Source organism: Bacillus sp. 7884-1, assembly GCF_002272245.1.
GTDB lineage: Bacteria > Bacillota > Bacilli > Bacillales > Cytobacillaceae > Neobacillus.
Window position 1 is genome coordinate 1 of the sequence record NZ_NPDD01000165.1, and the last position, 23,484, is coordinate 23,484.

Here is a 23,484-nt window from a genome sequence, read left to right on the forward strand (position 1 = left end):
AAGGATTAGTCCTTAATCCAGGGTCTTGAGGACAAATGGCACGAGCTACTAGAAAGATTAGTCCTTAATCCGGGCACTTGAGGACAAATCGGTCGAGCTACTAGAAGGATTAGTCCTTAATAATGGGGTTTTGAAAAGGGGGAGATATGTTTGAAGAAGAAAATTGGCTGCCTGCATGCGCATTATTCCAATATCGACTATATCGAAAGCGCGTTTTCAGCTTATGAACTCGAGTTAAATCATTACGTTGATCCGGGGTTAATATATCGGCTGAAAAACGATCAAGTGGCTGAGGCGGAGAAGAAAGTGAAGGATCAAATAGAATGGATTGCTCAATCTGGAGTGGATGCCATTCTCATCACATGTACGAACTATATTGCATTACTGAAGCAAATCGAGGTTAACATACCTATCATCAAGATTGATGAGCCGTACTTTGAGGCCCTTTGCAAGATCCAGCAGCCTCAGACCATTCTATTTACGAACCCTGACACGGTACAGGGAACGATGTCCAGGCTAGAACAATATGCAAAAAATCGTCAGAAAACGTTGGATATCGAGGTTAAGATTATAGAAAATACCTTTGAATTAATTATGAGTGGGAAAAATGAGGAGTACCAAAAGGCGGTTTGCGATTACATAAAGCAGCTGGATAGCATCCACGGCCTGTCAGTTGCTCAATTATCGATGGTAGCGGCGGCACAGCAGGTGGAGCATGAAACTTCTATCTCGATTATCAATCCATTAAATACGTTAGTTTCATCAATGGTAAATCAATTAAACCTGCAAAAAATTGCGGAACAATGATTGTTCCGCAACACCTGCTGCTTACATTCCTTTTCCGCCTCTAGGAACAAGGGTCGATATTCTTTCCATGCCCGTAAGAATTGGTTTCGCCTGCTGAATCAAAGTTTGTGTGGATTCCAGCGTTAGTGAGCCTTGATGGGCACTCTCGCTGCTCCACACCTCATAAACATACACAGAGTTAGGATCATCAGGTGCCACGCTTACAAGGTATAACTCACAGTCATCTAAGTTTTGCAACGATTCAGCGGCTTCTAATAAAATCGTTGTCAGCTGTTCCCGTTCGCCCTCTTTTGCAATCAACCTGCCGTATATTCCGAATTTCTTCACTTTCATTCCTCCTCTTTTAGTTCCATTTTACTTTAATCACCCTAATAGCTGTTTATTAAGCATCGCTGTAAAATAAATTTTTTTCCTAATCATTTTTTCACCAAAATTTTGGGCAATTTAAAAGGAAACTACTATCAAGGCAGGGATTACCATGAGTGCTCAAAGTGAAGCTTTAAATAAGTTAATTAAAGAACAACGTGAGGGAGCAAAGCAATGGCTGCACTATTGGCAGGAGTTTTCTGCCTTTGATACGTGGCAATTTTGGTTTCATGTGATTATGTTTGTGACCCCGCTAATCATTCTTCTATATGCAATGGACTGGAAAAGGGCATTCCAGTTAGGCTTTTATGGATTTAATGTACATGTTTGGTTTACCTACTTTGATGATTTTGGTACAACTCAAGCGCTTTGGACATATCCTTATAAAATGATTCCCTTTATCTCCCACAGTGTCGGATTGGACGCCTCACTGGTCCCGGTATTGTTCATATTGGTGTACCAATGGACGACAAAACATAATAAAAATTATTACATTTATACACTGTTATTAAGTTTGTTTCTCTCATTTATTCTAAAACCTATCTTTGTCATGCATCATTTGTTCAAATTCAACTCATGGGCAAATTACTTTCACCTGTTCTTGACCTATGTCATTATTATCGTCCTATCAAAGGTGATTACAGATTTCTTCATGTTCATGAAAAAAAGGGCAGAAGAGAAGCCATCCGAAGTGGAACCTAAAAAGAATCGCAGGAAGAGAAGGTTCAGATGAAAGTGGGGGACTCAGTTGGATAATACTTATCATGAGGCACATCGGTTTAGCAGTCGACACCGAAAGGATTTAGAAAGGGACCAGGTATGTGGGTGCTTCCATTGCCTAAGGATTTTTAATCCTGCTGAGATTACCGAGTGGGTGGATGATGACGATACCGCGCTCTGCCCTTATTGTGGGATTGATTCGGTAATTGGGGAGAGCTCAGGTTTTCCGATTACAGATATGTTCTTAAAGGAAATGCATAAGATGTGGTTCTAGAATCAAGGATGAATAAAAGCGCCCATCATTTTTAAGCGCATTTATGCATCCTATAAGATTTGACCATAGCTTACGTGCCAAATCTCGATTATATGTGCCAAATTAATAGTTTACGTGCCGAATTAATAGTTTATGTGCCAAATTTCCAATTTACGTGCCAACATGGACACCATGCACGTAAAAAAGCCAGGCAATTTGCCTGGCTTAAGGTTTTAATAGAATCGTTTAAACCCATCAAAGTGGGCAGTGTAGTAAGGGTTGCTTAGGTTAGCGATCGAGACTCCCCTTTTCTCATCGGCATGGAGAAATTCGTTATTGCCAAGATAGATGCCGAGGTGAGAGATTCCTTGTTTATATGTATTTTCGAAAAAGACCAAGTCGCCTGGTTTTGGCTGGTCGACATAGTATGTACGGCTATAGTATCCCGCCGCTGAATAACGGCCGATTTTGTAGCCAGCCTTATTCGCAACATAAAAGATAAAGCCGCTGCAATCAAAGCCATTTAGCGTGGATCCACCCCAAACATATGGTGTGCCCATAACGCTTTTTGCTACATTGATAAAGTCAGTTGCAAATTCTCCGACTGGTTCAACAGGCTTAGTAGGAGTAACGACCGCTGCCTCACCAGAAACCTTCAGCTTTTGGCCAACGTAAATCATGTCCGTTTTCAAACCGTTGATTTCTTTTAATTTCTGAACAGTCATTTTAAATTTCAGGGAAATTCCACCTAATGTATCTCCGCTTTTTATCGTATACTCCGTCGTTTTCTCAGGTTGGACGGGTGGTGCTACTGGCTGTGTGGGAGTCGGAGTCGGAGTTACCTCTGCTGCCTTCCCTGTAACTTTCAATTTTTGTCCCACATATATCCTATCCGAATTCAAACCGTTAAGCTTCTTTAATTCTGCCACACTCATTTTATACTGTAAGCCGATTTTTCCTAAAGTATCACCACTTACAACGGTATAGACAGAAGAAGAATCAGCAGGTGGAGTAACAGGAGTCTGGGCTGGCGGTGGTGTTGGAGCTGCACTCGCTTTTTCTGAAACCTTTAATGTTTGTCCCACATAAATCTTGTCTGAATTCAACCCATTCAGTGATTTCAGTGCAGAAACAGTCGTGCTAAATTGATTGGCAATTTTACCAAGATAGTCGCCGTTTTTGACTACATACGTAGTAGTTGAAGTAGCAGTTGTACTAGTAACTGTTTTTATTGGTTCTGCAACAGCTTCACCAGAAACCTTCAGCTTTTGATTCACTTGCAGAAAATCAGATTTCAAGTTATTCAAGCTCTTTAAATCTGAAACAGTAGTTTGATATTTTGTTGCAATTTTCCATAGAGAATCTCCCTTTTCAACTGTATGCGTACTGGCGTATGCGGAACCTGCATATACAGTCGAAAGAAAGGCAGCAGTCGAAACCGCTCGAACGATTGTTTTCTTCATTTACAGCTCACCTCTATTATTCTGGTATATTACACATATTCTACCATGAATTTCCTTTAAAACGGTATATAAAGTTGCAAACAAAGCCAGAGTAAGGCGAAAAAAGTAGTATTATCAAAGTTTTATAGCAAAATGTCACTTTTTGAAAAACAATATTGTTCGTTTGACAGCACAAAAGGAGTTATTTTTTCAGCCTAAAGCACTATATAATAAGTGTACTATTTTCCTAGGAGGTTCATTTTGAAACATTACAAAAGGTTTATGAAAAAGTATGGGATGATATCTGCCGTTGTCGTCGTTGTTGCTGGAACAACTATTTTACTAGTTTTCAATAAGGATAATAAGGAAAAAGCCGGAGGAATCTCGCAAATGAGTGCAAGTCAAGGAGAGATTCTAACAGATCCAATTGCGAATAAAGCGAATCCAAAGGTCGGGGTAAATAGGACTCCCACAAGTAATAAAGAAGCAGAAAACCAACAAGCAAAAAAGCAGGAAGAAATACTAGAGGAGATTCAGAAAATGGTTGATCCGGAATGGGACAAGGGAATCAAGTCGCGGATAAAAGGCTCTCTGAATTAATGGCTCAAGCGCAAGAAGAATATAAGGCCAAGAAAGAGAGAAATTTGGATATTTCTAGAATCGATGGGAAGTATCAAGCCATTTATAACGATTATGAGGAAGATACGAAGACGATTGTTCTCAAGAACCGACTAAGCGGCTCAGATCGTCATGAAACGAATGCAAAGGTCTTTAACAAGTTCTATTCAAATGTAGAATTATCTTCCATCCTGGTAACGAAATCAGTTTCAACACCTTGGGGAATTTTACAATCACAAAAACAAGTATTGGCTGGTAAGCATTTTAAACATGTTTAACAAGTGGGCGGCGGAGTTAACCCAACTGCCCTGGATGAAGTTTCAAAGTAAATAATGAAGAATGGAGCCCCGCTTTTTGCAAAGTGGGGCTTTATTTGTGCGCCCAGCATGGGTGTAGTTTATTGGGTGCAGGTCCCGAACTGTACAAAGTTATGCCCTTTAAAATAAATAGTACACATTAGTGAATAATATATTAAGAAATGCCTCATACTTCCTGTCTTCAAGGAAGATTGACAAATTTTGAGAAAATACTACAATTAATAAGAATGTATATAATAGAAGAAACAAGAAACAGCTTTAGAAGGGGTGCTGAAGGATTGAAAGGGATTACATCCTGCAAGACATTTAACCTAATTTATGATGGACAGATAAATATAGAAGAGGCAACTTCAACGACCAATGGCTAGGGAAATACTAATTGGAATTTATCTATTCGTATTTAAAATAATATATTCTCTTTTTTACTTTTGTGTAGTCCAGAAAAAGATTACCTTTGTGATCTCATTTGAGGAAAATAATCGTTTTCTCTATCGGGAACTAATCAAACAAGACCCTTCCATGGATATGATTATATTACATAAAGGAAAAATCTCTAAAGGATTTCAGAAGCTTTTAACCCAAAATACAAAAGCGATTCACTTTACCAAGAATGTAAAGAACTGGATTACTGCAGTCTATCATATTTCCACTTCGAAAGTGATTATTGTCGATAATTACTATGGATTTTTAGCAGCGATGCGTTTCAAGGAAAATGTCGAATGCATCCAAATCTGGCATGCAGCGGGCGCTCTTAAAACATTCGGATTTGCAGATAAATCGACGTTAACTAGAAGCAAAAGAGCCAATAAACGTTTCAAGAGGGTATACTCTAAATTCCATAAAATAGTTGTGGGATCGGAGAAAATGGCAGAAATATATTTTGACGCTTTCAATACAGCTCCTGAAAATATATTGCGTACAGGAATTCCTAGAACAGACTTTTTTTTCAATAAAAAGAAAATAGCAGAAAGAAAAGCAAAGGTTCTGAAGAAATATCCAAGCTTTGAAGGTAAAAAAATCATTATGTATGCACCGACATTTCGGGATGGATTAATGAATGCTGACCAAATGCCATTAGATGTTGAAAAAATGTACATGGAATTTAAGGATGAATATCTATTGCTTATCAAAACGCATCCTTCCGTAAATAATAGCAATCGGTATGAGGAACAATATCCAGAATTTGCTTATAATTTATCCAGCTATAGGAGAGTAAATGATTTGCTAGTCGTTGCCGATTACCTAATCACGGATTACTCATCTATCCCATTTGAATATGCCATTCTACAGAAACCGATGATTTTCTTTGATTATGACTATGAACAATATAAGAGAGAAAGAGGGCTCATTCCAGACTATAAAAAGATAGTTCCTGGTCCTATTGCATACAACACAGAACAGATTGCCAAAATCATTCAGGAAAATAACTTTGATATGGATCAAATTCGTGAGTTTTCAAAGGACTGGAATACATTTTCGGATGGTCATTCATCGAAAAGACTAGCTGGGTATGTTGTACAGAGAATAAATCATTAGTATAAAAAAGAACGGACTGATTCTGTCCGTTCTTTTTATATTTTATATAGGGAATTTCACCCATATTTAGAATTGGGTGTGCTATAATATTTACATTGTTTTAACAAATTCGACAAAAGCTTTGTTGCTTATTTACAATTCCCTAATAACCATTGACATTTTCTCATAAAATATTACAATTTGATAGTATGTTTAATTAGTAAACTAATTGAACCGAAAAATAGATTTGATAATAAATTCAGTTGACAACGAATAAAGGGGGGACAAATTTGAAAAAAGTATTAACCTATGGCACATTTGATATACTCCATTTTGGACATATAAATATACTAAAAAGGGCTCGTGAATTAGGCGACCATTTAACAGTAGGCTTATCTACGGATGAGTTTAATGCATTAAAAAATAAAAAGTCCTATCATAGTTTCGAAAATAGAAAGTTAATTTTGGAATCCATACGTTATGTTGATCATGTGATTCCAGAAAAGAATTGGGATCAAAAGGTTAGAGATGTAATTTTAAATGATATTGATATATTCGTGATGGGTGATGATTGGAAGGGGCAATTTGACCATTTGAAGGAATATTGCCAAGTCATTTATCTTCCAAGAACAGTAGGTGTTTCTACTACAAAAATAAAAAAAGAATTGGCTGCAGTATCGTTTGCTTAATAATCGGATGCTATAGCATTTTTCAATTATTTTTTTATGATCATTTGAGAAATATTCATGGAGATGAGGTAATGAAGAATATCCCATTTTGGGATTATTTTTTTTGCATGCCATCTCCATTAATAAAATAACACTAGTTGTAAAAACTAACTTTAATGATAAAGATCATTGTAGTTATGATGGAGGTTGAATGTGAGGGAGCTTTTACAAACATTACTGAAATCGAAATCAATTATTAAAAAAATGTATCATATTTTGTTTAATTTAATTGGATATCTACCAGTAAAAAAGGATCTAATTATATTTGAAAGTTTTCTTGGTAAACAATACAGTGATAACCCAAGAGCCATATATGAATATTTGAAAGAACATCACCCTGAGTATCAACTATTGTGGAGTATTGATAAAAGGTATAAACAGAATTTTCTCGATGCAAAGGTATCATTTGTTAATCGTTTTTCAATCAAATGGTTACTTCTGATGCCACGTGCTAATTTTTGGGTCATTAACAGCAGGATGCCTTATTGGATAAGAAAACCAAAGCATACCGTTTATTTACAAACATGGCATGGAACACCCTTAAAGAAACTGGCTGCTGATATGGAAGAAGTTCACATGCCGGGTACAACCACGGATAAGTATAAGCAGCTTTTTTTAATGGAAACCCGTAATTGGGACTATTTGATTTCACCGAATCGTTATTCCACAGATATTTTCCAAAGTGCCTTTCAGTATAACAAAGAGAAAATATTAGAAACCGGATATCCTAGAAATGATTATTTAATCAATAATAATACTATAGAAGCTGTTAACAGTATTAAGAAATCACTTGGATTACCAAAAAATAAAAAGATAATTTTGTATGCACCTACATGGCGTGATGATGAATATGTTAAAGTGGGACAATATAAGTTCACATTGCATTTGGAATTGGAACAGCTTCAAAGCTCTTTAGGTGATGAGTATGTTATCTTATTAAGAATGCATTATTTAATTGCCAATAAAATGGATGTGTCCACTTATAAGGGTTTCGCTCACGACTTTTCCAAACATGATGATATCCGGGATCTATATTTAATAAGTGATGTGCTTATTACAGATTATTCATCTGTCATCTTTGATTATTTGTGTTTAAAAAGGCCAATAATTTTTTATACATATGATATTGATTCCTACCGGGATAAATTAAGAGGGTTTTATTTCGATATCGAAAAGGATGCACCTGGGACTTTAGCTAAAACAACAGAAGAGGTATTAGAGGCAATTAAATCAATTGAAACAAAGCCATCAGAATCATTAATACGATTTCATCAGGAATTCTGCAATTTAGAGAAGGGGATTTCAACTGAGAGGGTAGTAAAAAGTGTGTTTTTAGAAAGGGCAACAAAATGAGATCATTACTTCAAATCATGAAAGACCATATTAGAAATTTTTATTTAATTATTCGCTTGTCAGTTTTTGAATTAAAGAGCAGTAGTAACAATCTTTATTTAGGAATGCTGTGGGAAGTTATTAATCCGTTGATATTGATCGGCATTTATTGGTTTGTATTTGGTATGGGTATAAGAGGCGGAGAGGATGTAGAGGGAATAGAATATTTTCCTTGGATGCTTTCGGGGATAATCGTTTGGTTTTTTATTTCTCAGGCATTGTTACAAGGCTCGAAATCCATCTATTCAAGAATTAGGATCATTTCAAAAATGAACTTTCCAATGAGTGTTATTCCATCATTTGTGATTACCTCTAGGTTTTATCAGCATTTGATACTATTAGGAATTACGATAATTATCTTGGCTTTTTCTGGGTATACACCTACTGTCTATTCCTTTCAGTTACTTTATTTCATGGCAGCGAATTTTGCATTTTTGATATCGATTTCGTTAATTACATCAACCTTAGCAACGATTATTCGTGATATTCAAATGGTTGTTCAATCTGTGGTTCGGGTATTATTGTATTTAACGCCTATTTTGTGGACAACGGATAAATTACCTGCAGCCATTAGAGGAGTATTAAAGGTAAATCCCATCTACTATATTGTTGAAGGATATCGGTCAGCATTGTTGGGAACCAATTGGTATTTTATCGATCATTTCCTGTATACGGCTTATTTCTGGGGGCTTGTGCTTGTTCTTTTATTGATTGGTTCTGTTCTACATATGAAATTTAGCCAAAGATTCGTGGATTTATTATAAATATTTTTCTTTAAGCCTTCCTAATCTAGGAGGGTTTTTTTATAAAAATAATTGGAAAATATTTTAAGCATTGGGAGAAACAATACAGAGAACGTTGTAGGGAAGTCAAAGGGAATAGTAGTTTGCCGAAAAAAAGTATGGTATAATTTCAACTGTTGTAAAAAAATTGTAAATTCATGTTTATATATATAATAGTTTAATAGAAAATAAAGTTACAGATTGATAGATGGAGTTTGGTTTAAGGAGGCGAGAATTTGAAAAAGGTCATTACGTACGGAACGTTTGATTTAATGCATATGGGGCATATTAATCTGTTAAAGCGGGCCAAGGATTTAGGAGACTACCTTGTTGTCGCGATCTCTACTGACGAATTTAATGCTTTAAAGAATAAGAAGTCTTATCATAGCTATGAGAACAGAAAGCTGATTCTAGAAGCAATTCGTTATGTTGATGAGGTAATTCCTGAAAGCACGTGGGAACAGAAGGCTGAAGATGTAAAAAATCACGATATTGATGTTTTCGTGATGGGGGACGATTGGAAAGGGAAGTTTGACTTTCTCAGGGATCATTGTGAAGTAGTATACTTACCGCGTACTGTTGGTGTTTCCACGACTAAAATTAAAAAGGAATTACTAGTAGCGAAGTAATTATCTATAAAAAAGTCCCTCCTAAATTAGGAAGGACTTTTTTAATAGGACAAAAATCAAATAGCAAAATGCCACAATAACCTACTGCTTTTGGGCTTTTTCAAGCTCTTTAACTCTTGCGGTTAATTCTTGAACGGCTTTAATCAATGGTGGAATTAATTCATCATATCCAATACTTAAAACATCATCCCCGCCATTTAAAGAATGGTCTTGGAATCCACCGAAATCGATTCCTGTTTCGTCAATAATTTCTTTGACTTCTTGAGCAATCAATCCATGATGATAACGATTGCGTTTACGAGAACCATTTTTCTGATGATGAATTTCGTTTCCTTCAGCGTCCACATCAACATAACTCTCACGATAATCCCACTTAAAATCAACTGGACGCAGTGCATTAATAAAATCTAAACCTAACTTCGTTTCCTGAATATCTGCTTTATCACGACGGTCTGAACGGTTCTGAACAGTACCAAAAACATAAGTGGAGGTGGCGCTATCTCCTAATTGTACTTGGTTGCTTCCTGTTGCCGAAGTATTTGCACCGATGCCAGTAACATTTTTATAAGCCGCTGTTTTAGAGTTATTCAAAGCGTTGTAACCAATAGCTGTATTACTGGTACCCGTTGTATTAAATCCCAATGCACCTGTGCCAATGGCTGTATTATGATTCCCTTGATTAACATTTAAAGTGCTTGCTCCCACGCCAACATTTCCAGTAAAACTGCCATTCGCTTTTGCCATTGCACTGCTTCCAATTGCTACATTACGAACAGGCTTGTCATTTTTATTGGTAAATTGCATTCCTGAAAATGCTTGATAACCGATGGCTACATTATGTTCGGAATGAACTAACTCCTGAGCTGCTGATTTACCAATGATCACATCCGCGGTCGTATCCATTAAGTGATATCCTGCTCTTGATCCAATGACTGTTGAATTTAAGGACTTAATCCCATGCTGTAAGGCAGCCTCGCCAATTGCTACACAGCTCTCTGCATTTAATCCACCTTCTAAAGCGGAGTATCCAAGGGCAACATTTTTTTTGGGAGTAATAGCAAATCCCAAAGCATTTCTGCCAACTCCAACGTTCGAAGTTGTATCATCAGGGGTGTTAGGAACAAAAGCTGGATTACTAATGGTGCCTGCATACTGTCTCCATTTAGGCCAGTATGCATCTAAAATAGCTGTATCTTCACCATCTTTAAAATATCTATGCCTGCCTGTCACTTTTTTATTTCCAATATTCTTTCCTGCTGTTGATCCAATCATTGTGTTTCGGTCAGAATAGTAGGCCCAGTGTAAGGAGTCTATGCCTATCGCTGTATTAGCATAACCATCTTCTAACTCTTTTAAAGCATTACTACCAACAGCAGTATTTCTTACAGTAGCAGTATTATTTTGAAGTGCCTTATCACCTACCGCCGTGTTACCATACGATTTTGCGGTTAATTTAGTGCCGGCATCTAATCCAAGTGTAGTATTATTTAGAATTGTAGTTCCTTGTTTTATGGAATTTACAGGTAACGCCTTATCATCTAAATTTATTTCATTACCTTGAATAATCAAAGTTGCCCCAGCTCCTTTACAAAGAGAGGAAGGAACATACTCTGATTTATAAGTTCCTGGCGGGAACAAAAGGATTCCATCCTTTTTATCTGCTTTTTTAATGGAATCGGAATCATCCGTAAAACCATCGCCTGCAGCGCCAAACTGCTTTATGTTGTACCCAATGTCCGATAACTGTTCATTTAACATACTAATTTTTTCGGAATTTGACAATTCTTTACTTTCTACATCAATTGTGGTGGAATCAGAACCTTTTGCATGTCCAACTTTATAACCAAAAGTGAAAGATAATAACCACATAACAAAGTTAACTATGAAGTTTCTTCTTTGCAAAATATCACCCCATTAAGCATATACTGACCTATTTTACTAAATAATAATAATCTTACATTATTTTGAAGTTTCCTAGATTCCTCAAATAACGTAATCAAAAAACTGACTGGGAGTGCCCAATCAGTTTTTTGATTACACTTTATATTTCTCCGAAGTTCTGAGGCTTATCTTTGCTATATCCCATGTTGAATAGAATTGCTTCTACAATCCTCTTTGAAGCCTGACCATCACCATAAGGGTTAGAAGCTTTCGCCATTTTATTATGTGCTTCCTTATCTGATAACAGTTCGTCAGCAAGTGAAAAGATTGTCTCTTCGTCAGTACCTGCTAACTTTAAGGTACCTGCATCTACTCCTTCAGGCCGTTCTGTTGTATCTCTCAATACGAGGACTGGAACACCTAGGGAAGGGGCCTCCTCTTGAACACCGCCAGAATCTGTCAGGATCAAATAGGCTCTGGAAGCAAAATTGTGAAAGTCGATAACATCCAAAGGTTCGATTAGATGAATTCGATTGTTTTCCCCTAGAATTCTATTCGCAATTTCCCGAACTACCGGGTTCATGTGAACAGGATATACAACCTGAACATCATGATGTTTCTCAACCAGCCTTCTAATTGCATGGAACATATTCTCCATCGGTTTACCCGTATTTTCACGGCGATGCGCTGTCATCAGAACTAATCGATCATCACCGAGTCTTTCTAACACTGGATGAGAATAACTTTCTTTTACCGTTGTTTTAAGAGCATCAATCGCGGTATTACCAGTAATAAATATCGTATCTTCATTCTTATTCTCTGATACGAGATTTGCTTTTGACTGATTCGTAGGTGCAAAGTGAAGGTCTGCTAAAACACCTGTAAGCTGACGATTCATTTCCTCCGGATAAGGTGAATACTTATTTCTTGTTCTTAGACCAGCTTCTACATGCCCGATTGGAATTGAATTATAGAATGCTGCTAAGCCAGCGACAAAAGTAGTTGTGGTATCACCATGAACCAAGACAATATCAGGTTTTACTTCTTGAAAAACTTTATTCAAACCGTCCAAGCAGCGTACCGTTACATCGATTAAGGTCTGTCTATCCTGCATGACGTTTAAATCATAATCAGGAACAATTTCAAAGATATTCAGGACCTGGTCAAGCATTTGTCTATGTTGAGCCGTTACCGTTACGATTGATTGAATATGCTCATTCTTTTCTAATTCTTTTACAAGCGGGGCCATCTTAATCGCTTCAGGTCTAGTACCAAACACTGTCATTACCTTTACTTTATTATCCATACATTCATTCCTCCATGCATTGTGATTCAATTAGACTTAGATAATCCCTTCAGAGTTAAGGAACTCAATGATTCGGTCTGTGTTTTTACCGTCATTGAATTGATTAATTTTCAAGTACTTATCTTTATACTTTTTCTCAAGATGATAATGATTATTTATCGCATGTTTGACAGTATCAACCAGTTCTTCGACATTATAAACGACCGGCCCAGGTGCATTTTCATCATTTACAGGAGGGATAGCCTTATACTGCTTAATCAAATAATCTTTTTCTTCCCAATAAAAAATAGGATATGCCCCTCGGTACTGAGCATCATATATCGCGGATGAATAATCCGTAATAAAAACCTTTGAAACTTTCAATGCCTCTGAAGGGTTATCAGAAATGATATCTTTATATTCCGGCATATTTCGATAAATATGCTCGGAGAATTTATTATGAGGAACGATTATTAGCTTGTCCAATAAGCCTTCTTTTTCAAAGGCTTTGATAACCTTTATTAGTGTGTTGTAATAGGTGGTTTCCTCTATATTGTTATTATAAATAAGTCCTTCTTCCCAATATCTGTAGGTTGGCATAAATGCAATTTTATCAGCTCCAGGATCTAACTTCGCATGGTCAAAGGTAGCTAACCCTGTAAGTAACAGATCTTCACGGGCATATTTCATCTTATAAAATTCACCGGCTTCAAGCTCAGAGCTAATGACTGATTTATACATATTGTAACTGTTTTTATCTTTATGAAAACCAAAGGCCATCGGATTATCAACAGGCTTCGCAAACATAATACCGTGTTGTAAGAATACAAGTGGTACTTCCATTATTTTATTTCTTAAACTGTCGATGAACAGTCTATCGTTTAGTACATGGTTTGAAAGTTCACTGGCAATTAAATAATCAGCATTAAAGATAGAAAGATAATGCTTAAAGCTATACTTTTCGATAACGTTGGATCCATACTTCTCCTTCATAAAAGGGTAATGATCAGACTGTTTATTGAGAATAAAGTAGTTCGCAGAGTTCGGCGTATCAGTTTTCATTACCTTTTCAAAGACCCGGAATCCTGATTCATCAGCTTTGTTACTTTTCTTTTCAAAATATAAGTTTACATTTTTATTCCTATTTTTAAACAGCTTTGAAACCATTTGGGCCGCTCTAATCTTAATTCGATTAACGAGTGAGTATTCCTCGGCGTACGGAATGGTGGTAGAAGTGATATTACCTTGTAGATTGGTTCTAAGTATTTGTAAATTATCGTTATGCTTTCTAAAAGTAAATGTTTTTACCTTTTCATCATTTTTTTTAAATCTTAAGTTATGAATGATTTTATCTTCATTACCAACAAATAAATTATGGTGGATTCGCTCATCTATATTTAAAGAGGAAACTGGTACCTTAAAGAAACCATATCGTTTTAAATATTTTATACCGCTAAATGGCCTTTGAAACTTTGCAACCTTATGGTCTGAATTCCTTAAATATAAATACTCGAATTTCTGAAAAGAGTTATAAGCATGATGAGTGAATCTGCCAAAAATATAAAAGTTATTTCTTGTTGATAAGACCTTTAGGTTCGATTTGTGCTGAGTTACTCTTATAGGATTACTTTTGACAATAAAAACCCCATTCGTTTGCAGGTAAACAAAATATCTGGCCATATTAATCGTGTAAATAGCTATAATATTTTCATTCTTAAACTTTTTTACAAGGGATTTATCAAACAGTTTTTCCGGAACAGCTTTGTTCATTCTTTTAAAATTCACGATTGCTGTATCAGTAGTGTACTTATTTCCGATTTCGATCTCATTACGGTTTTTAATCGTAACAAATAAGTTTGGATTATCTGTTATTGCATTAAAGAGGATTTTGAAAACATTAAATTCCTCATTTAAGTAATCATAGGTTAAGACAATATGATAGATATCATATTGAACCATTGATACGACAATAAATCTTGCTTTCGTTTTCCTTCTATAAAGCGGCCATTCCATATTAAAATCGATAGGGTTTGTTGTTAAAAAGTCATCAATTTCATGAATAGCTTCATTGTCTTTATCTATGATAGCTAGCCTGGCTAACCCAATCTGCTCGATAGATAGATGTTTATAATTATTTTCAATGGTAAATGTAAAGGTGTTTTTAGATTTTAAAGGTCTAGATGTTCTACTTTTTGTTTCCTTTAAAATGTAAATCTTATTTTCTAAAGCGTAAATGTAGAGGATATACTCATCATCAATTTGATATTCTATTAAAATCTGGTTTCGTACTTCATAATCAAACAGAAGCTTTGGATCATCAGCTGTCAGATCATCCATGTAAATTTTAAATGATTGAACATTTTTCACAAATATATGAATTAGTGTATCATCATACTCCAACACTTCAATGAGGTTATTGTAGGTATTTAACAATGTATGTCCTCCTTAAAAGCTTTTAACTACAATGATTTTACAAAGTCTTCCAAAAAAGACGTTAACTTAAACTATTCTACACGAAAGTCATTTTTTTTTAAACCAAAATGTAAGAATTGGGACTTTTTGCATACAGTTAATATGTTCAACATTCAACAAAAAAAGATGCAATTTTGCAATTCCACTGCAAAAATTACATCTTTACGATTTAAAGGTGTTTTTTAATATAGGTAATCAATACCTTCGTTGTTCACATTAATGGCTTCATTAAGTTCCTCTTCTGTAATCCCGAGAATTTCACAAATTTCATCCTCTGTCATTCCATCATTTAACAAATTTTCAACCATTTTTGAATTTAACTTTGGATTTGTACTCACAATGAAACCCTCCTTGTAAATAGCATTTGTACTAATATCTTAACATGTTATTTACAGCTATTTAGCTCATTTCATACCCGGAATTTCTTGTAGTTCCAACAGAATAAATAAAAAATAACAAAGAAGAATGTAGAAATAAAAAGAAAGTTGTCTACATTAGTGCTATTGTAGACAACTTTTGAGATGACTATACTCTTAGGAATCCTTAAATAAGGATAATCCGCTTCCTAATTTAATTAATTTTTTCTCAGATACTTTCTGTTTCATCGTGATGGCATTTATCAAATTAAAAATGAAATCTAGATTATCCATAACGAGTGGCGTATGTCTCTTGCTGCTAGTATTAATAATCATATTGTTGCCTTTTACTTTTGATTTCAAAAACTTGCTTAATTGAACTGTTTCATTAAATTGCTCATCCTCTAGTCCAGTGTAGAGGTGTATAGTTGTGTTATAACAATTTTCGCTCTTATATAAATCTGGTTCAAAAAAGATATTGTCTATATATTGCTCAAATTGTGGATCTGGAGTGGGGAAAAATAAACTCTTATAACGTTTCATATGCTTTTCAATATATTTGATGGAATGTACTTGCGGCACTAATGAAAAAACATTGTTGATTTTTGGGTTTAGTAACCCATATAATAATGCTCCTGTTCCGCCCTTGCTGCTGCCATATGTCGTCACGACTTTATAATTATTGTCTTCGATAAATTGGGTTAAGCCTTGATTCAATTCAGCAATAATGTTTTTTCCGGAATCAACCATGTACCAGCCATAGCTATTTGAAAAATAGTCTTCTAAAAATAAATAATCAACATTTTTATAAGCCTATTCCTGATGAAATCATGGATAAAATTTTACTAAATCAAATCTCCCGCGAGGAAGTGATTGGAACACAATAACTAATTTGTCACTTTTGTTGTTAACCCATTTACCTTTAATCATTTGATTAAATTCCATATAATATTGAATCCCCTTTAATTATGTCAATAATTTTTGTTTCTTCCAAAACTCCGTAAACTCTATTTTTTTATGTTCTAAGGAGGAGCCTTTTTAAAATATTCGCCACTTTAAAGCTAGCTTCATTTTTTTTAGCATGAGCCCATAAAGCTCTTATAATGGAAGATTCCTGAAGCACTAAACCGCGTTTTCTCTTTTGGAGCCACTTAGCATTTTTAATGATCTCTTGATAGATACGGCTCGAGTTGTGATGGTCTGTGTAGGTAAGATAATGTTTTCTCATCACAGCATATTTTTCTTCTTCTTTAAATCTTTGTTCGGCATACTTTTTAATCAAATCGATTAATGTTTCAACATTTCGAGCTTGGTCACCAAATAGATTCTTTTCCATATCGATGTAGCTTCCCTGGTACTTGATATAGTCTTCTAAATCGAATTGGTAAAAGATAATAGGTTTTTTTTGATAATACATATCCCATGCAACACTTGAATAGTCTGTTATTAATAGAGAAGACTTCATTAACAATTCATTAACCTGTGCTTCTCCAAATTGGTAAATGGTAATTCGTTTGTTCGTACTAGTAAATTGATCAATATACTGTTTAAATTTAGGATGAATAAAGAAATTAAGATAGATATCGTATTGCTCCAAAAGTTTCTCTAGATCATAAGAATTTAAAAGTGAAACATACTGCTTATAATATTCTGTACGAATAAATTTATCTTCAGGCAGATCATCCATCCATGACCTCCAGGTCGGCATGAGAAGAATGGTTGATTGACCCGTTGATTTATCTTTGAGTACATCCCACCGACTTAGCCCTGTAATAATAATTTCTCTCTCTTTATAGCCGAAATTATTTTTAATAATTTCTTTTTCATGTTCAGAGGATACAACAAATAAATCTACAGCATTTTTGCTGGCTTTTTTGAATACGTTATCAACCCTTTTCAAACCGATGACTCCATGCTGTAAAAAAACCTGGCGTTTACGATCGAGAGCTTTTTTTAACCTTCCTTTTTGTATTCTAATATCATAGGCATGTCCTTTGGATTCTGATGAAATGAGTAATTTTGCGGCAAACATATAGACCATATACGTAAAGCTCATGTAATGAATAACCTTATCGTTCATAGACTGCACATTAGCAAAATCTGGAGATTCCTTTTTAATGACATAAAAGAAATTATTTTTCTTTGCATTTTGATAACAATATCGGAAAAAGTAATAGCCATTGTCTTGGGCACTATCCGAAAATTTTTCAAAGCCCAGCCAAATATTTTTCCGATCGAAATACCATTTGAACAAAAGATAGAATAAATAGGCAAAATTTTCTTTCCTGTAAAACGCTGATGATTCATGGGATTCTTTTTCTTTGTACAGAAGTGCGAGCGTATTTGCTGCTGTTATATAAGGATGTACCCAGAATCCATTCTCGTAAGTATAGGATTGTTTCATCGATTTTTTATTTACAGCCTTTCGGACTTTACTGGAAGGATTTTTTAATCGGATCCAGCCTTCCTGTTTTCCGAAGTCAGCAACTAAATAAAAATCCCAATAATAATTTTGCAGTTTCAGTGAAGAAAGGTCAATAGTAAACGTTACCATACTTTTCGTTTGTGTCATTTTCACTTCGGAAACCGGAAATTCATATTTAATGTTATCCGTTTTGCTTCGGTATCTTAAAATGATGGACTTTATATGAAAGGATTGAACTTCGGTTAATTGAACTTGAACTACACCATTAATAAATTGATGATTCATTTTAAACTTTACTATTTTCACATTTGAATCTAATTTTTCATTTATAAAATGATGGGGTTCAATAAATAGTAAAGAAAGTCCTTTTAATTCGTTTATATAAGCTGTCACTATATTTACTCCATCCGTTGAAGCCGGGGGGAAGTAGCGCTTTTCCTTGGGAGCCAATTCTTGGTCAAATACACCCAGCGCGTTTCTTACAATCTTGCCGAGGTGATTCTTGGTTTCAAGGTAGAAATCCCAACGTGAAGTTTGGTTATAATAAGCTTGAATGAATGCATTCAGATTAATGGTAATGGAAGAATCATGAATGTTTTCTGATGTGATATCTTCCATCCATTCCGTTTTTGAACCTCTTTCCACCATTATGATCTTATCGGTAGCTTTAGGAAGGTTCTTGATTGAAAAAGATAGGGTGTTATGATTCTGATTAAATTGAATGTCACTGATAATGGTTTTATCCTTTTCTATCATGATGTAATACCTCCTTTCGAAATGATACTCTCTGGTGAAATGGGCCAATAAAGGGTATTCAGTAAAATATTTTAACATTATCAAACAGTTTTCGACAAAAGTATTCTGTGTAAAGGAAACATTTATTTCATTTTAACTGTTACCATTTAGTATTTGCAGACTGATCTAAAAAAACAAGCTATTAAGAGAGAACAGCTTTACAAAGACTAAACAAAACTTTAAGCTTCCCTTTACATTAAGAGAGTAGTATTGGAATCAAGAAAATGAAATGACCCTTTTATACTGAAAGAGTATACCAAAAGGCAGGGGGACAGTGTCTATGAAATCTTGGGCATATACGGAGGATGGTTATCTAGTTGCAGGTATTACTGAAAATGGGCTTCCGTACTTTGAGAAAAAGCTACTGGGATGGAATGATCATAAAGACCCTTCAAATAAGGAAGACTTAGTCGTGATTAGTGCTGTCATCTATGATGATGGAACCCAAATGGTACTAAAGAATAGATACGCTTCTGAAGAGGCTTTTGCCAATCCTCTAATTAGAAAAAAAGGAGAGGAAATGGAGCAGGTTGTTCTGAAAGAGGTGAAATTATGGTTAAACGGTGCGGATTGAATATAAATAGGTGAAGCTGATAAAAGGGATTGAACTCCTGTTCTTATCAGCTTTTTTTGTTGTTACTTTGTAAAGGTTTGACTTGCATGGATTTGTTTTAATTCGTACACTCTTCATTTATCAAAAATGGTTACTTTCATTTTATATTAGTAATAAGCTGCATGGTAATAAGCAGCAAACTTTTAGTCTAGACAATTCTGACATTTTAAAGGGAATGTAAATTATGTGATATTATGTCCTATATGGTTGTTTGATTATTTGCGTGGAGGAATGCGAATAATAAGGAAAATTCGAATGCTCCCATCGGAGTATGCATATAAGGAGTACTCATGAAAGCATCAGTTGTTTTAAAAAATGTTACAAAAAAATATAAAATGTATAAAAGGACCTCTGATAAATTATTGGATTTAGCGATGCCAAATGGATATGGCAGGGACTTTTATGCGTTGCAAAATATTAACTTTGAAGCATATGAGGGCGATATCATCGGGATTATTGGTGTAAATGGAGCAGGTAAATCAACCATTTCCAATTTAATTTCCGGTGTCATCCCACCGACCTCTGGGAAGGTGAAAATTAATGGGGATGCAGCCTTGATTTCGATTGCGGCAGGTCTTAATAATGAACTAACCGGCCGTGAGAACATAGAACTCAAATGCTTAATGCTGGGCTTTAAAAAGTCGGAAATCGAAAAACTGATGCCGGAGATTATTGAATTCGCGGAGATTGGTGAGTTTATCGACCAGCCTGTAAAGAAATATTCCAGCGGGATGAAATCAAGATTGGGGTTTGCGATTTCAGTTAATATTAATCCGGATATCCTGGTTATTGATGAGGCACTCTCAGTAGGGGATAAAATCTTTGCACAGAAATGCTTAGATAAGATGAACAGTTTTAAAGAGAAAGGCAAGACGATTTTCTTTATTAGTCATTCGATTGGCCAGGTGAAGGAATTTTGTCAAAAGGCTCTTTGGCTGGAAGCGGGGGAAATCAAGGCCTACGGGCCGGTTGAAGAAGTAGTCCCTCAGTATGAGGAGTTTATTCTTGAATTTAACAAGATGTCGAAGGAAGAAAAGAAAAAGTTCAATGAACACGTTGCGGAAAAACGCAGCAGGCTGCAGCATGAACCCATTCCGACAGATAAGGGTACGGAACCTTCCAGAAGCGAGATGGCAAAGAAGAAGCCGAAGCGTAAACTCAATATCTTTCGTTCCTTTTTAGTCCTCCTGCTCGTTGTGGTTTCTGGAACGTTATATGCAAATTGGAACACGGTGTCTAATTTCTTACAGCAAGAAGAAAAGGTATCGGTAGCCAAAGAGGAAAAACAGTTGGAAACCGAGACGCCGCCTGTAGAGCCTGTGGAGGAAACCACAAAGGACCTTCGGTATGTCAATATTGAAGCGGGATTCGTAAGAGACGCTCCTAATTTATCTACAAGTAACAAAATTACCATGGTGACTTTCGGGGAGTCGATTACTGTTAAAGAAACTGTGAAGGATCCTGAGGGGGATTTTAACTGGCTAATGTTCTCCCTGCCTACAGGGCAGGATGGCTGGATTAGTGAGCGATTAGTGACCCAAGTACAAGCTCCGATTGATGAAGTGGCCTTTATGTCAGAGTTGGAACAATTAGATCAAACTGATGGGTTTTCTTCGACTTTAGAGGTAATGGGGAAATCTCAACAAGAACTCTTGGAATCAGAAGTTGGGGATCTAGAAATTTCGTATGATGATAATAATATGGTGAGGGAGTATAGCATCAATTTGAATGGTATTTCTATCGATAGTCTAGTTGAACTCGTTGGAGAACCAACCGTTCAGCTAGATGACTCGGACTACTTATATCATGGTAATAAGGTTGATGTCATACTGTATAGCCAAAATGGATCATTCACGACCATGACCGTAAAAAAGGTAGCCGAAGACAAGAATAGCTTATAAACATGCCAAAAAAACTGATTGGGAGATAAAGTAAATCCCAATCAGTTTTTTGTTGTTTTACGTTCGGTATCTTATAATACTTTGAATAATACGAACATGTAGCTGCATCGACTGTTCTACTAAGGAATAGTAGATAACTCCATGCATATTTTAGGATTGCTCTCCGATGTTCTCCTCTTTTTAAATCCTACAAACTTCAACTGGAAATCTATTTACAAATATCTATTAAACTATTAAAATACTTAAATGGAATGAATAAGAGGAGGATATTTGAAATTGAACACAAAGAAAAAGTACAGTAGCACGAAACAAATCAATTTCTCAATGATTGTGAAAAAGGCATACGAGAAGGGGATAAATGAGAGTGAAATAACACTTGAAAAGTTGATTGAGGATCTAAAAATTGATCTAAGGAACATGATGATCAATTAATGCATTCCTCAGTTTTATATATTCAATATCGATAAAATCATTAAGGACGGTACCCGGTACCTTCTTTGAAAGATTTTGATCAATTGCCAAAATCAATAAAGAAATCACTACGATATATTAATCAAGACGTGAAAACAATAGAGAAATTAGAACATATTGAAAAAACATTAAAGCTTTATATCGCAAAACGAAAGCTTCAGTTAAAAAATCAAGGCAGTTAATATCGAAGAGAAAGACGAGTGGTATCCCTTGTCTTATAAGAGTGTTGAGAGATAAACCCTAGTTCAAGTTCATGGGTATGAAAATTCATAAAACACAACATATGAGGATTTCTTTAAATGATATATTAAAGTAAAAAAGCCTGATCGTATTTTACTTTTATGAAGAATAAATATATAATCATGAAAAATAACACCTTTTTATCCAGTAACCCCCTATTAAAAATAGGGGGTTGTCTTTGTATATTTGGCATTAAGCGGTGAAAATAAAGAGCCCTTCTCTGCTGGAATAATTTGTATACCAACCCAACCAAATTTGCCATCTATCTAACATCTATTATTCATCTCTATTCCTTAGGAATGGTTGAAAATATCGCTAAAATATTTAAATAATAAAAAAATAAACTCACGACATAAAAAACCTGATTGGAAGACTTCCCAATCAGGTTTTTACTGCTGTTTAGATTATTGTAGTTCTAACTGCGCTTTTAATTCATTTTGAACACGAAGCTGTTCATCTTGTGGAATTTGTAGATAGTAAATACCATTGATTTTAGTACCTGTACCTTTGATTTCCATTTGTTGAACATTGCTTCCGGCTGTTTTGTAATTCTTTTGAATATCAATCATTTGATCAAAGGTTAAATTGGTTTTGACATTTTCTCCGATTGCTTTAAAGATACTGGAGAAGTTCGTTAAGCTTGATACACTTGCTCCTTCTTTGATAACAGCTTGGATCACTTGGCGCTGTCTTGTGTTACGGCCAAAGTCACCGTTAGGGTCTTCTTTACGCATTCTAACGTATGGTAAAGCTTCCTCACCGGTTAAGGTAATTTCACCAACAGGGAAATGAACATTATCATAAGAGAAATCGAGAGTGTTTGTCACGGTAACGCCACCGACTGCATCCACGATATCTTTGAAGCCTTCCATATTCACCTTCATATAATAATCGATCGGAATATCAAGGAAGTTCTCGACCGTATCCATGGCCATTTCAACACCGCCGAAAGCATGTGCATGGTTGATTTTATCTTCTTTTCCTTTACCGATTATTTCTGTGCGTGTGTCACGCGGAATGCTTAGCATTTTTACAGAGTTATTTGTCGGATTCACGGTTAGAACAATAATCGTGTCAGTACGGCCTTTGTCATTTTTCGCATCTGTACCAAGCATCAACACGGAGAATGGATCTTTTTCGACAAACTCCACAGGTTCCTCACGCTTTTCTGTTTTCCGTTCTACTGGTTCGTGCATCGTGTCAACAGCGGTTCTTAGTGACTTATATACAGTGTATCCATAGGCTCCACCAGCAATTAACAGGACAAGAAGAATGATTCCAGTAACTTTTAACCATTTCTTACCTTTTTTATTATTAGATCTCATATGAGAGTACCTCCGAAAAATTTACATTTTTTTTAACACCTAGACAATAGAATACCAAAATTGCGGGTGAATAGATAGAAGAAAGTTATTACCAACAAAGTGAAATTTAATCAATCTATTAAATTACACAAATATTTCAAAATTACATTGG

General features: G+C 35.4%; 22 protein-coding genes. 13 read left to right on the plus strand and 9 right to left on the minus strand.

The window, feature by feature from the left end:
• Positions 1-144 precede the first annotated feature (144 nt).
• Positions 145-807: a hypothetical protein gene (locus CHI06_RS18725; RefSeq protein ID WP_095250143.1), complete on the plus strand. Its 663-nt coding sequence runs from the start codon at positions 145-147 to the stop codon at positions 805-807.
• A 21-nt stretch (positions 808-828) separates the two neighbouring features.
• Here CHI06_RS18725 and CHI06_RS18730 read toward each other — a convergent pair whose 3' ends face one another.
• Positions 829-1,140 carry a putative quinol monooxygenase gene (locus CHI06_RS18730; RefSeq protein WP_306453823.1) on the minus strand — a complete coding sequence of 104 codons (312 nt, stop codon included), beginning with the start codon at positions 1,138-1,140 and terminating at the stop codon, positions 829-831.
• 145 nt (positions 1,141-1,285) lie between these two features.
• On the opposite strand from CHI06_RS18730, the gene CHI06_RS18735 reads away from it, so the two are divergent.
• Both CHI06_RS18735 and CHI06_RS18740 read left to right on the plus strand, forming a co-directional pair.
• Positions 1,286-1,906, plus strand: coding sequence for a CBO0543 family protein (locus CHI06_RS18735; protein ID WP_179292683.1), 621 nt, complete (start codon positions 1,286-1,288; stop codon positions 1,904-1,906).
• Positions 1,907-1,921: 15 nt separating this feature from the next.
• Complete coding sequence (locus CHI06_RS18740) at positions 1,922-2,167, plus strand: cytoplasmic protein (protein ID WP_095250145.1); 246 nt, start codon at positions 1,922-1,924, stop codon at positions 2,165-2,167.
• A 212-nt stretch (positions 2,168-2,379) separates the two neighbouring features.
• Here the strand turns inward: CHI06_RS18740 and CHI06_RS18745 are convergent, their stop codons facing one another.
• Positions 2,380-3,609, minus strand: coding sequence for a C40 family peptidase (locus CHI06_RS18745; RefSeq protein WP_095250146.1), 1,230 nt, complete (start codon positions 3,607-3,609; stop codon positions 2,380-2,382).
• Positions 3,610-3,849: 240 nt separating this feature from the next.
• Here CHI06_RS18745 and CHI06_RS18750 point away from each other — a divergent pair, with 240 nt between their 5' ends.
• From CHI06_RS18750 to tagD (CHI06_RS18780), 7 genes are all read left to right on the plus strand, one after another.
• Complete coding sequence (locus tag CHI06_RS18750) at positions 3,850-4,188, plus strand: hypothetical protein (RefSeq protein WP_095250147.1); 339 nt, start codon at positions 3,850-3,852, stop codon at positions 4,186-4,188.
• The gene (locus CHI06_RS18755; protein ID WP_142300977.1) at positions 4,143-4,484 is read left to right on the plus strand and encodes a cell wall-binding repeat-containing protein; all 342 of its coding nucleotides are present in this window, start codon (positions 4,143-4,145) and stop codon (positions 4,482-4,484) included. Before CHI06_RS18750 ends, CHI06_RS18755 begins: the two co-directional genes overlap by 46 nt.
• Before the next feature lie 399 nt (positions 4,485-4,883).
• Positions 4,884-6,059 carry a CDP-glycerol glycerophosphotransferase family protein gene (locus CHI06_RS18760; protein ID WP_095250149.1) on the plus strand — a complete coding sequence of 392 codons (1,176 nt, stop codon included), beginning with the start codon at positions 4,884-4,886 and terminating at the stop codon, positions 6,057-6,059.
• Between the two features lie 269 nt (positions 6,060-6,328).
• Positions 6,329-6,727, plus strand: a complete 399-nt coding sequence (tagD, locus tag CHI06_RS18765) for a glycerol-3-phosphate cytidylyltransferase (protein ID WP_095250150.1) — start codon at positions 6,329-6,331, stop codon at positions 6,725-6,727.
• Between the two features lie 192 nt (positions 6,728-6,919).
• The gene (locus CHI06_RS18770; protein ID WP_257009363.1) at positions 6,920-8,119 is read left to right on the plus strand and encodes a CDP-glycerol glycerophosphotransferase family protein; all 1,200 of its coding nucleotides are present in this window, start codon (positions 6,920-6,922) and stop codon (positions 8,117-8,119) included.
• Positions 8,116-8,922 carry an ABC transporter permease gene (locus CHI06_RS18775; protein ID WP_095250151.1) on the plus strand — a complete coding sequence of 269 codons (807 nt, stop codon included), beginning with the start codon at positions 8,116-8,118 and terminating at the stop codon, positions 8,920-8,922. The genes CHI06_RS18770 and CHI06_RS18775 overlap by 4 nt, the downstream gene beginning before the upstream one ends.
• 254 nt (positions 8,923-9,176) lie before the next feature.
• Positions 9,177-9,569, plus strand: coding sequence for a glycerol-3-phosphate cytidylyltransferase (tagD, locus tag CHI06_RS18780; RefSeq protein WP_095250152.1), 393 nt, complete (start codon positions 9,177-9,179; stop codon positions 9,567-9,569).
• 81 nt (positions 9,570-9,650) lie between these two features.
• Here tagD (CHI06_RS18780) and CHI06_RS18785 read toward each other — a convergent pair whose 3' ends face one another.
• The 6 genes from CHI06_RS18785 to CHI06_RS18805 all read right to left on the minus strand — a co-directional run bounded on the left by CHI06_RS18785 (position 9,651) and on the right by CHI06_RS18805 (position 18,744).
• Positions 9,651-11,471 (minus strand): tail fiber domain-containing protein, encoded by a 1,821-nt coding sequence (locus CHI06_RS18785; protein WP_095250153.1) that lies wholly within the window; start codon positions 11,469-11,471, stop codon positions 9,651-9,653.
• A 139-nt stretch (positions 11,472-11,610) separates the two neighbouring features.
• The gene (gene wecB / locus CHI06_RS18790; RefSeq protein ID WP_095250154.1) at positions 11,611-12,756 is read right to left on the minus strand and encodes a non-hydrolyzing UDP-N-acetylglucosamine 2-epimerase; all 1,146 of its coding nucleotides are present in this window, start codon (positions 12,754-12,756) and stop codon (positions 11,611-11,613) included.
• A gap of 36 nt (positions 12,757-12,792) precedes the next feature.
• Positions 12,793-15,168 carry a CDP-glycerol glycerophosphotransferase family protein gene (locus CHI06_RS18795; protein WP_257009364.1) on the minus strand — a complete coding sequence of 792 codons (2,376 nt, stop codon included), beginning with the start codon at positions 15,166-15,168 and terminating at the stop codon, positions 12,793-12,795.
• 221 nt (positions 15,169-15,389) lie between these two features.
• Entirely contained in the window at positions 15,390-15,545 is a 156-nt protein-coding gene (locus tag CHI06_RS29895) for a hypothetical protein (RefSeq protein WP_165979273.1), read from the minus strand.
• Between the two features lie 195 nt (positions 15,546-15,740).
• Positions 15,741-16,313, minus strand: coding sequence for a hypothetical protein (locus tag CHI06_RS18800; protein ID WP_257009365.1), 573 nt, complete (start codon positions 16,311-16,313; stop codon positions 15,741-15,743).
• A gap of 265 nt (positions 16,314-16,578) precedes the next feature.
• Positions 16,579-18,744, minus strand: coding sequence for a CDP-glycerol glycerophosphotransferase family protein (locus CHI06_RS18805; protein WP_179292685.1), 2,166 nt, complete (start codon positions 18,742-18,744; stop codon positions 16,579-16,581).
• Between the two features lie 319 nt (positions 18,745-19,063).
• On the opposite strand from CHI06_RS18805, the gene CHI06_RS18810 reads away from it, so the two are divergent.
• The 3 genes from CHI06_RS18810 (at position 19,064) to CHI06_RS29900 (ending at position 21,729) form a co-directional block, all read left to right on the plus strand.
• Positions 19,064-19,357, plus strand: a complete 294-nt coding sequence (locus CHI06_RS18810) for a hypothetical protein (RefSeq protein WP_095250156.1) — start codon at positions 19,064-19,066, stop codon at positions 19,355-19,357.
• A gap of 329 nt (positions 19,358-19,686) precedes the next feature.
• Positions 19,687-21,297: a teichoic acids export ABC transporter ATP-binding subunit TagH gene (gene tagH / locus CHI06_RS18815; protein WP_095250157.1), complete on the plus strand. Its 1,611-nt coding sequence runs from the start codon at positions 19,687-19,689 to the stop codon at positions 21,295-21,297.
• Between the two features lie 276 nt (positions 21,298-21,573).
• On the plus strand, positions 21,574-21,729 hold the full coding sequence (locus CHI06_RS29900) for a hypothetical protein (protein ID WP_179292686.1): 156 nt from the start codon (positions 21,574-21,576) through the stop codon (positions 21,727-21,729).
• A gap of 683 nt (positions 21,730-22,412) precedes the next feature.
• On the opposite strand, the gene tagU is transcribed toward CHI06_RS29900, so the two are convergent.
• On the minus strand, positions 22,413-23,333 hold the full coding sequence (gene tagU / locus CHI06_RS18825; protein WP_095250159.1) for a polyisoprenyl-teichoic acid--peptidoglycan teichoic acid transferase TagU: 921 nt from the start codon (positions 23,331-23,333) through the stop codon (positions 22,413-22,415).
• Positions 23,334-23,484: the final 151 nt, after the last annotated feature.

Coding starts and splice junctions, on each gene's coding strand:
- CHI06_RS18730 (WP_306453823.1), bottom strand. CDS start 1,140: ATGAAAGTGAAGAAATTCGGAATATACGGCAGGTTGATTGCAAAAGAG.
- CHI06_RS18735 (WP_179292683.1), top strand. CDS start 1,286: ATGAGTGCTCAAAGTGAAGCTTTAAATAAGTTAATTAAAGAACAACGT.
- CHI06_RS18745 (WP_095250146.1), bottom strand. CDS start 3,609: ATGAAGAAAACAATCGTTCGAGCGGTTTCGACTGCTGCCTTTCTTTCG.
- CHI06_RS18755 (WP_142300977.1), top strand. CDS start 4,143: ATGGGACAAGGGAATCAAGTCGCGGATAAAAGGCTCTCTGAATTAATG.
- CHI06_RS18760 (WP_095250149.1), top strand. CDS start 4,884: ATGGCTAGGGAAATACTAATTGGAATTTATCTATTCGTATTTAAAATA.
- CHI06_RS18775 (WP_095250151.1), top strand. CDS start 8,116: ATGAGATCATTACTTCAAATCATGAAAGACCATATTAGAAATTTTTAT.
- wecB (WP_095250154.1), bottom strand. CDS start 12,756: ATGGATAATAAAGTAAAGGTAATGACAGTGTTTGGTACTAGACCTGAA.
- CHI06_RS18800 (WP_257009365.1), bottom strand. CDS start 16,313: ATGGTTGATTCCGGAAAAAACATTATTGCTGAATTGAATCAAGGCTTA.
- CHI06_RS18805 (WP_179292685.1), bottom strand. CDS start 18,744: ATGATAGAAAAGGATAAAACCATTATCAGTGACATTCAATTTAATCAG.
- CHI06_RS18810 (WP_095250156.1), top strand. CDS start 19,064: ATGAAATCTTGGGCATATACGGAGGATGGTTATCTAGTTGCAGGTATT.
- tagH (WP_095250157.1), top strand. CDS start 19,687: ATGAAAGCATCAGTTGTTTTAAAAAATGTTACAAAAAAATATAAAATG.
- tagU (WP_095250159.1), bottom strand. CDS start 23,333: ATGAGATCTAATAATAAAAAAGGTAAGAAATGGTTAAAAGTTACTGGA.